Source organism: Glycomyces sp. YM15, assembly GCF_016918015.1.
In the GTDB taxonomy this organism is placed as follows: domain Bacteria; phylum Actinomycetota; class Actinomycetes; order Mycobacteriales; family Micromonosporaceae; genus Glycomyces.
Window position 1 is genome coordinate 214,143 of sequence record NZ_JAERMK010000007.1, and the last position, 8,830, is coordinate 222,972.

Annotated in this window: 10 protein-coding genes; 6 read left to right on the forward strand and 4 right to left on the reverse strand. The window is 66.6% G+C overall.

All coding sequences use genetic code 11. From position 1 onward, the window contains the following. Positions 1-63: 63 nt before the first annotated feature. Both JHY01_RS10480 and JHY01_RS10485 read left to right on the forward strand, forming a co-directional pair. Positions 64-696: an HAD family hydrolase gene (locus JHY01_RS10480; RefSeq protein WP_374199519.1), complete on the forward strand. Its 633-nt coding sequence runs from the start codon at positions 64-66 to the stop codon at positions 694-696. Between the two features lie 41 nt (positions 697-737). Continuing rightward, positions 738-1,277 carry a DUF2087 domain-containing protein gene (locus JHY01_RS10485; protein WP_205325580.1) on the forward strand — a complete coding sequence of 180 codons (540 nt, stop codon included), beginning with the start codon at positions 738-740 and terminating at the stop codon, positions 1,275-1,277. Between the two features lie 60 nt (positions 1,278-1,337). Here the strand turns inward: JHY01_RS10485 and JHY01_RS10490 are convergent, their stop codons facing one another. Then, positions 1,338-1,676, reverse strand: a complete 339-nt coding sequence (locus JHY01_RS10490) for a winged helix-turn-helix transcriptional regulator (protein WP_374199513.1) — start codon at positions 1,674-1,676, stop codon at positions 1,338-1,340. 139 nt (positions 1,677-1,815) lie between these two features. Between JHY01_RS10490 and JHY01_RS10495 the strand changes: the two genes are divergently transcribed. The 3 genes from JHY01_RS10495 (at position 1,816) to JHY01_RS10505 (ending at position 4,488) form a co-directional block, all read left to right on the forward strand. Beyond that, positions 1,816-2,694 (forward strand): NAD(P)-dependent oxidoreductase, encoded by an 879-nt coding sequence (locus JHY01_RS10495; RefSeq protein ID WP_205325582.1) that lies wholly within the window; start codon positions 1,816-1,818, stop codon positions 2,692-2,694. A gap of 57 nt (positions 2,695-2,751) precedes the next feature. After that, positions 2,752-3,507 (forward strand): NAD(P)-dependent oxidoreductase, encoded by a 756-nt coding sequence (locus JHY01_RS10500; protein WP_205325583.1) that lies wholly within the window; start codon positions 2,752-2,754, stop codon positions 3,505-3,507. 108 nt (positions 3,508-3,615) lie between these two features. Then, complete coding sequence (locus JHY01_RS10505; RefSeq protein WP_205325584.1) at positions 3,616-4,488, forward strand: NAD(P)-dependent oxidoreductase; 873 nt, start codon at positions 3,616-3,618, stop codon at positions 4,486-4,488. Positions 4,489-4,506: 18 nt separating this feature from the next. Here the strand turns inward: JHY01_RS10505 and JHY01_RS10510 are convergent, their stop codons facing one another. Beyond that, entirely contained in the window at positions 4,507-5,373 is an 867-nt protein-coding gene (locus JHY01_RS10510) for a helix-turn-helix transcriptional regulator (RefSeq protein ID WP_240192627.1), read from the reverse strand. A 131-nt stretch (positions 5,374-5,504) separates the two neighbouring features. Here JHY01_RS10510 and JHY01_RS10515 point away from each other — a divergent pair, with 131 nt between their 5' ends. Next, positions 5,505-6,257 (forward strand): NAD(P)H-dependent oxidoreductase, encoded by a 753-nt coding sequence (locus JHY01_RS10515; protein WP_205325586.1) that lies wholly within the window; start codon positions 5,505-5,507, stop codon positions 6,255-6,257. A gap of 66 nt (positions 6,258-6,323) precedes the next feature. Here the strand turns inward: JHY01_RS10515 and JHY01_RS10520 are convergent, their stop codons facing one another. Beyond that, the gene (locus JHY01_RS10520) at positions 6,324-7,616 is read right to left on the reverse strand and encodes a KamA family radical SAM protein (protein WP_205325587.1); all 1,293 of its coding nucleotides are present in this window, start codon (positions 7,614-7,616) and stop codon (positions 6,324-6,326) included. A 207-nt stretch (positions 7,617-7,823) separates the two neighbouring features. After that, positions 7,824-8,249, reverse strand: coding sequence for an OsmC family protein (locus tag JHY01_RS10525; protein ID WP_205325588.1), 426 nt, complete (start codon positions 8,247-8,249; stop codon positions 7,824-7,826). Positions 8,250-8,830: the final 581 nt, after the last annotated feature.

Consider the following 8,830-nt stretch of genomic DNA (forward strand, 5'->3'; position numbering starts at 1 on the left):
ACCGGCCCCGCCCGTACCCTGGACGACGTGACTGACCTACCGGAAGCCGCGTTCCCGCAAGCCGTGCTCTTCGACATGGACGGCACGCTCGTCGACAGCGAACGCGTCTGGGACACCGGCATCGAGGAACTCGCCGTCCTCCTCGGCGGCGCCCTCGACCCCGCCGTCCGGGCCCGCATGGTCGGCACCAACGAGGACGCCTCGGTCGTCATGCTCCTCGAGAGCCTCGGCATCCCCCTCATCGAAGCCCCGCACCGCCAGACCTGGCTGCGGACCCGCATGAAGGAGCTCTTCGCCCAAGGCGTCGACTGGAAGCCCGGCGCCCGCGAACTCCTGCTCGAATGCCGCGTCGCAGGCGTGCCGACGGCCCTGGTCACGTCGACCCCGCGTGAACTCGCCGACGTCATCATCGGCCTCGTCGGCCCCGAGAAATTCGACCTCACCATCTGCGGCGACGAGGTCGAGCAGCGCAAACCCGACCCCGAGCCCTACCTCGCGGCCGCCACGAAACTCGGCGTCGACATCGAACGCTGCGTCGTCCTGGAGGACTCCGTCTCCGGCGTCGGCTCCGGGCTGGCCTCAGGCGCGGTCACGCTGGCCATCCCGAGCGAGGTCGAACTCCCGATCGACCTGGACGTCCCGCGCCTCGACACCCTCGAAGGCATCGACCTGGCGTACCTGCGCGCCCTGGGGTAAATCCCGTTGACGGGCCGGGGAGCCCGCACCAGGCTGTGTCGATGACTGCTCCCTTGAACGACGAAAGCCACATCATCGTCAAAGCCCTGGCCGACCCCGAACGCCTCCGGGTCTTCGCCGACATCGTGCTGGCCGACCCCGGCGCCAGCGTCACCGATCTGAAAGCGCGTCATCCGCGCGCCGAGAAGGCGCTTCACCGCCTCTTCGAATCCGGGCTCGTCACCCGCGAAGACGGCAAGGTCCGCGCCGCGCCCGAGGCCTTCAAGAACGCCGCCGCGGCGGCCCGCGAATCCCGCCCCGACGCGCCGCCCGGTGTCAGTCCCGAAGTGGCCCACCTCTACTCGAACGGCCGGATCACGGTCCGGCCCGTCAATCGCCGCACCCGGGTCGCGCTCCTGCGCGACCTCGCGAGCCGCCACTTCGAGTTCGACCGCGTCTACACCGAGCAGGAGATCAACGAACCCCTCGCCGCCGAATTCGACGACCCGCTGCAGTTGCGTCGCGATCTCATCGACGAGCTCCTCCTCGAACGCAACCTCGACGGCAGCGAATACCGCCGTCGCGAGGCCCCGCCGATCTGAACCGGCCCGCCCACCGAGCCACGACGTCCCGCCCTCCGAACCCGGAAGGCGGGACGTGGGCTAGACCCGCGCGGACAGCTCCTCGCGGTTCCGGTCGCCCCAGACCTCCAGCGGGGCCAGCGCACGGTTGAGCGATTCGCCGAGCGGCGTCAGCGAGTACTCCACGCGCGGAGGGACCTCCGCGTACAGCTCCCGGTGCACGATCCCGCTCGCCTCCAACTGCCGCAGGTTCTCGGCGAGCACCTTCTCGCTCACGCCGTCGAGCTTGCGGCGGATCTGGCCGAACCGCACCGGCCCCTCGGCCAGCACCCACATCAAGTGCATCTTCCACTTGCCGCCGACCACGTCGATCGCGAGCGACATGCCGCAGATTTGATCTGCGTCACGCTGCGTCTCCATCGGACCCCTCCCGGCCATATTTCGAACCTCGAAGTAAGTAGCCCCACCCGAAAGTGCGGTCTTGCAGAGCCTATCCGGCCCGGCGAACATGGACCTCGTCAACACGACCGAGGAACCACTACTTGCCAAGGGGCACAACATGACTGCGCAAAACACGAAGTCCGTCACGGTCATCGGACTGGGCCCGATGGGACAGGCCACGGTCAAGGTCCTCCTCGACGCCGGCTACGACGTCACCGCCTGGAACCGCACCAGACCCAAACTCGACGCCATCGCCGAACTCGGCGCGACACCCGTCGACACCGTCGCCGAGGCGATCGCCGCCAACGACGTCGTACTGCTCTCCCTGATCCACTACGACGCCATGTACGGCGTCCTCGAACAGGGCCCGGCGGACCTCACCGGCAAGACCATCGTCAACCTGTCCTCCGACTCGCCCGAGAAGTCCCGCAAGGGCGCCGAATGGGTCATCGCCCGCGGCGGCGAGTTCGTGACCGGCGCGTACATGACCCAGAGCGACGACCTCAAGCACGCGTCCTCGCGGCTGTACATCAGCGGACCCGAGACCGGTTACGAGACGCACCGCGCGCTGCTCGAAACCCTGGTCCCCGGTGTCGAGTACCTCGGCGCCGACTACGGGCTCGCACAGCTCTACTACCAGGCGGGGCTCGCCCAGTTCCACGCGTTCCTCACCTCGCTGGAGCAGGCCGTCGCGATCATCGACGCGGCCGGAGCCGACGTCGACAAGTTCATCGAGTTCGCCAGCAGCGGCACCGAGAGCAACCGGGACTTCACCCTCTTCTTCGGGGCCGCCGCCAAACAGGGCGGCTGGGGCGACATCGCGAACCTCAAGATGATGCACGCCGGCGCCCAGCACGTCATCGACGCCGCCGAAGAGGTCGGCGTCGACGCCTCCCTCACCCGCACCATCCAGGACTACTACCAGCGCGCCCTCGACGCGAGCGAGAAGGCCGGACACCCCGTCCCCGTCTACCAGATCCTCCGCCAGAACGCCTGAACCAGAACCGGGGTCGGGCCCTCCCGCCCGACCCCGCCCGCACCGAAAGCCACGAACATGACGCAGCCCGCCACCACCGTCCTCGGCCTCGGCGCCATGGGCTCGGCCATCGCCGAACGCCTCCGCGAGACCGGACACCCCACCACCGTCTGGAGCCGCACCCCTTCCAAGGCCGAACCGCACGTCAACGCCGGCGCGAACGCCGCCGCCACCGTCACCGAAGCCGTGAAGGCAAGCGACATCGTCCTGGTCGTCCTGCTCGACCACGCCGGCGTCCGAGACCGACTCCACCCGGTCGCCGCCGACCTCCGAGGCAAGACCGTCGTCAACCTCGTCACCACCACACCCGACCAGGCCCGCGAGACCGCCGACTGGGCCGTCGAACACGGCATCGCCTACATCGACGGCGCCATCATGGCCATCCCCCAGATGATCGGCGACCCGAGTGCCCGCCTCCTCTACTCCGGTCACCGAGACGCCTACGACACCGTCGAACCCGTCCTTGAAACCCTCGGCACCGCCGAACACACCGGAACCGACCCCGGCCTCGCCTCACTCAAGGACATGGCCCTGCTCTCCGCCATGGACCTCATGCTCCTCGGCTACGCCCAAGCCATCGCCATGATGCGCACCGCAGGCGTCCCAGCCGCCCGCACCGCCGAAGAAGTCGAAACCTGGCTCGCCGCGATCGTCGACGGCGGCACCTACGACACCGGCGGCCAGAGCGTCGACTTCGACCGCCTCGGCATCGCCTCACTCATCACCGCCAGCCGCGAACAGGGCATCAGCGCCCTCCTCCTCGAACCGCACTAGAAGCTCCTCGACGAACTCGCCGCCACCGGCCACGGCGCCAGCGACTGGATCCGCCTCGTCGAACGCCTCATCATCCACTGAACACCAAGCCCCACAAAGGAAACCACCATGTCAAAAGGCACCATCGGCATCCTCGGACTCGGCGCCATGGGCTCGGCCATCGCAGCCCGCCTCCGCGAGACCGGCTACACCACCACCGTCTGGAACCGCACCGCCGCCAGAACCGAACCCCACGTCAAAGCCGGATCCAACGCCGCCGCCACCATCGCGGAAGCCGTCCAGAACACCGACATCGCCATCGCGGTCCTCCTCGACCACGCCGGCATCCACCAGAACCTCGAACCCGTCACAGCCGAACTCAAAGGCAAGGTCCTCGTCAATCTCACCACCACCACGCCCAACGAAGCCCGCGCCACCGCCGCCTGGGCCGCCGAACACGGCATCACCTACCTCGACGGCGCCATCATGGCCGTCCCCGAAATGATCGGCGGACCCGCGTCACTCCTGCTCTACTCCGGAGACGAGAACGCCTACGCCATCGCCAAACCCGCCCTCGAAACCCTCGGCGCCGCCGAATACCAAGGCACCGACGCCGGACTCGCCTCACTCAAGGACATGGCGCTCCTGACCTCCATGTACCAGATGTTCGGCGGATTCCTCCAAGCCGCCGCCATGATGCGCACCGCCGGCATCCCCGCCGCCCAGACCGCCAAAGACGTCACCGCCTGGCTCGGCGCCGTCCTCCCGCTCGTCGAAGGCTACGCAGCCGTCATCGACAACCGCGACTACAACCCCGCCCCCGGCCAAAGCGTCGACTTCACCCGCACCGCCATGGCCTCGCTCATCACCGCCAGCCGCGAAGAAGGCATCAGCGCCGACCTCCTCGCACCGGTCAAACGACACCTCGACGAACTCACCGCCACCGGCCGCGGCACCGCGGACTGGATCAGCGTCATCGAACAGCTCACCATCACCCGCTGAACACCACCGGGGCCGGCACTACTCGCCGGCCCCCAACAGCGCCAACTTCTCGTACCCGTCCGTCCCAGGCGCAGCCGTCAACGTCACCAACATCTGCCCCGACCCGTCCGCCACCCGGAACTGATCCTTGTACAACTGCAGCAGCCCCACCATCGGATGATCGAACCGCACCCAGCCGATATTGCAGTCCTTCACCTCGGCCTGCGCCCACATCACCGCGAAATCCCGGTACGCCACCGACAACTCGCCGATCAGCGCCGTCATCTCGGCATCCTCGGGGAACAACGCGGCCATCTTCCGAAGCTGCGCCACCGTCTCGTGCGAGCACACCTCCGCCCAATCCGGGAAGAACCCCCGAGAATCATCGTCGAACAGCAACCGCACGAAATTCGGATGCGACTCCAGATCCCACCCGAACCCCCCGTACAGCAAGCGCGCCAGACGATTCGACGCCAGCACGTCCTGCCGGTGATTCATGATCAAAGCAGGGAACCCGTCGATCGCCGCCAGCATCGTCTGCAGCGACGGCCGCACCCCCGCGCTGGCCTGCAACGGGCTCAACCGCGAATTCCCCGCCAACCGGTGCAGATGCGCCCGCGTCGTCTCGTCCAACCGCAGCGCCCGCGCCACCGCGTCCAGCACCTGATCCGAAGGATGCTTCGCCCGACCCTGCTCGAGCCGCGTGTAGTAGTCCACGCTCACCCCGGCCAGCAGCGCCAACTCCTCCCGCCGCAGTCCCGGCACCCGCCGCCGCGAGTCCTCGCGCAGCCCCACCTCCGCCGGATTCACGCGAGCCCGCCGCGCCTGCAGGAACTTCCCCAGATCGACCACGTCCTCGAGCTTGTGGATCCCGGTCTTCTGGGTCTCTGTCGCATCAGGTGTCATCACGCAAACCTCCGCGGCAAGTATCGCCGCGATCCCTCGAGACTGCCTAGGTCTGTCAGTCCTAGGGTCGAAGGACCCCAGGTCGAACAGACGTCTGGCAGCCCGTCGGGAACCGCAGCAGCATGGTCCGCATGAGAACCCACATCGTCTACGCCCACCCGCACAACGGCTCCCTCAACGCCGCCCTCCGCGACGAAGCCGTCCAGACCCTCGAAGCGCTCGGCCACACCGTCACCGTCTCCGACCTGTACGCCATGAACTGGAAGGCCGTCGCCGACTACGACGACTTCGGCCCCACCGAGAACGAGCACTTCATCGCCGCCGCAGCGGAAGCCTGGGAGAAGGACGCGCTGGCCTCCGACATCAAAGCCGAGCAGGAGAAACTCCTCGCCGCAGACAACGTGATCCTGCAGTTCCCGCTGTGGTGGTTCACCATGCCCGCCATCATGAAAGGCTGGGTCGACCGGGTCTTCGCCAACGGCTTCGGCTACGGCACCTCCAGGGACTGGAAGCGCTACGGCGACGGCAAGCTCGCGGGCAGGCGCGCCATGCTCGTCGTGACCACCGGTGCGGGGGAGTCGCACCTGTCCGAACGCGGCGTCAACGGCGGCATCGACGACCTGCTCTTCCCGATCCAGCACGGCGTTCTCTTCTACACCGGCATGCGGATCCTCCCGCCGACCGTCCTCACCGGCGTCCACATGCTCGACGACTCCGGGCACGCCGACAACGCCAAGTACCTCCGCGAACGCCTCGAGACCCTCGCCGAGACCGAGCCGATCGCCTACCGCAAGCAGGCCGAGGACTACGACGAGCACAAACAGCTCCTCCCCGGCCGCGAACCCAAGGGCACCACGGGCTTCGCCCTGCACATCGCCCGATAGCCGGACACGCGGAAGGCCGGAGCGGCATCGCCGCTCCGGCCTGATTCTCGCTGTCTACCTACCGCACTATTCGAACGGGAACTTGTCGGTGAACGCGGGCTTCAGATCGTCGACCCACACCGCGTTCTCGTCGAACTTCGCGTAGAACGGACGCCCTACGAGGTCAGGATTCCTGGCCTGGAGCATCCGCAGCGCGAACACCTTCTCTTCGCCGATCTCGACGACGCCGTCCACCGTGACCTTGCCCGGCGTGGCGGACATCGAAGGACCCCGCACGGTCCGGCACAACCCCGACACCTGGCTGAACGCGTCGCGGAAGATCTCCCACGCCCGCACCAGCGGCACCGAGAAGTAGTCCTGCGGCCCGGTGTCGCGCTCGACGAACATGTAGTACGGGATCATCCCCAGCTTGTGCTGGGTCCTCCACATCCCGGCCCACTGCTCCGCGTCGTCGTTGATCGTCCTGATCAGCGGCGCCTGCGTCCGGATCACGGCCCCGGTGGAACGGATCCGTCGCACCGCCTCCTGCACGATCTCAGAGTCAAGCTCCTTCTGGTGCGAGAAGTGCGCCATGAACGCCAGGTTCTTGCCCGACGCCACGACCCGCTCGAACAACCGCAGCGTGTCCTCCGCGTCGGGGTCCGACACGAACCGCTGCGGCCAGTACGCCAGGGCTTTCGACCCGATCCGGATCGACTCGACGTGCTCCAGCTCGAGCAGCGGCTCGATGTACCGCCGCAGCACCGGCTCGCCCATGATCATCGGGTCCCCGCCGGTCAGCAGCACGCTGCTCACCTCGGGATGGTCCCGCACGTAGCCGGTCAGCTGCTCGACGTCGTTGTTCGCCATCTTCAGGTCGGCGATGCCCACGAACTGCGCCCAGCGGAAGCAGTAGGTGCAGTACGCGTGGCAGGTCTGGCCCTGTTGCGGGAAGAAGAGCACCGTCTCGCGGTACTTGTGCTGCAGTCCCGGGATCGGCTCTTCGCCGGCCTTCGGGATGTTCAGCGCGAGCTGCCCGGCCGGATGCGGATTGAGCTTGAACCGGATCCGGTTGGCCGCAGCGGTGACCTCCTGCTTGGAGGCGTCGTTCTGGAGCAGACCCGCGATGTGGTCGACATCCTCGACCGGCAGCATGTCCTCCTGCGGGAAGACCAGCCGGAACATCGGGTCATCGAACGGATCGTCCCAGTCGATGAGCTCGTCGACGACGTAGGCGTTCGTCCGGAACGGCAATACTGACGCCACGGCTCTGGTTCGGAGCCGCTGCTCCTCTGTCAGCGGCGCTCGCTGGAGCAATTCGTCCAGGTGGCGGATGGTGTAGGCGTGGAACCGCCTACCGGTGTTTTCAGGAGCAGTCACGAGAACCCCCTCCTCTGCGATGTCGGTTTGCAACTGGGCAGGCAGGCCTGGTTACAAACAAGTGCGCGAAACCAACGATCACCGTGCCGACCTGCAAGGCGAGTCCGCCCGCTATCGGCTCCGTGACCTTTCGGCCACGGATGGTGCACCCGATGCTTTCGCGCACACTGTGCGTGAATATGAAATTTTCAGGCGTTTGTGACGACCCTAACCCAGGGTCGCCTCAAGCGAAATCGGGACCGCCTTGAGAGCCTGACTCACCGGGCAGTTCTCCTTGGCGCCGGCGGCGATCTTCTGGAACTCATCGTTGTCCAGCCCGGGGATGACCGCCCGGACAGTCAGTGCGATGTCCGTGATCCCCGTGCCGGGCTTGAAAGTGACGGCGGCTTCGGTGACGATCTCCTCCGCGGTGTAACCGGATTTCGCCAGGGCGCCGGAGAACGCCATGGAGAAGCAGGAGGTGTGGGCCGCCGCGATGAGTTCCTCCGGGCTGGTCTTGCCCTCGGGGTTGTTCGTGCGCGCCGCCCAGGTGACCGGGGTGTCCGGGAGCCCCGAGGACAGGAAGCTGGTGACCCCGTTGCCTTCCTGGAGGTCACCGGTCCAACGAGTGCTTGCATTGCGAGTGGCTGACATGCCTTCTCCTTTGATCGGAGTTCCTTCGCTCGCAGGCTAACAGCCGAAGCTGCGTTGAGGAGACGGTCCACGTCGGCGGCCCGAGTGCACCGTGCTGCCGCCGACTTCTTCAGAAGACCTTGATGTCTCCGCTGGTCAAGCGTATCGTTGAACGTGGGTTGACCCCCCTGGTTTCGGCCCCTTCGGGGGTGTGTATATTTGTCTTTGCCCGCGGGGGAACGGAACGGCCGAGGAAAACAAAGCCGGTCCGGAGATCACGGAGGCACGCGACAGGCTCACAGAGTTATGGCGCGGTCCGAGATCGAAGCGCGGGAATCACCTGAGACTCCATAGAGGCTCAATCGCATGTGACGAGGGTCAATGACCCCCGGTTAGACAGTGCGGTTCGAGACTAGTAATGTTGTTCGGGTTGCTCCGGCTGAGGCCGAATCCGGTTATGGATCGTCTTGAGTTGGCGTGTTGTTTGAGAACTCAACAGGGTGTTTGGATGGTCAGCGTGCGGGCTGATCGAGGTCGCTGGACAAGGTTTCGGCGGTTCTTGGTTGGTACTGTTTTTGACTGTCTTTTCCTTGGGACACTTG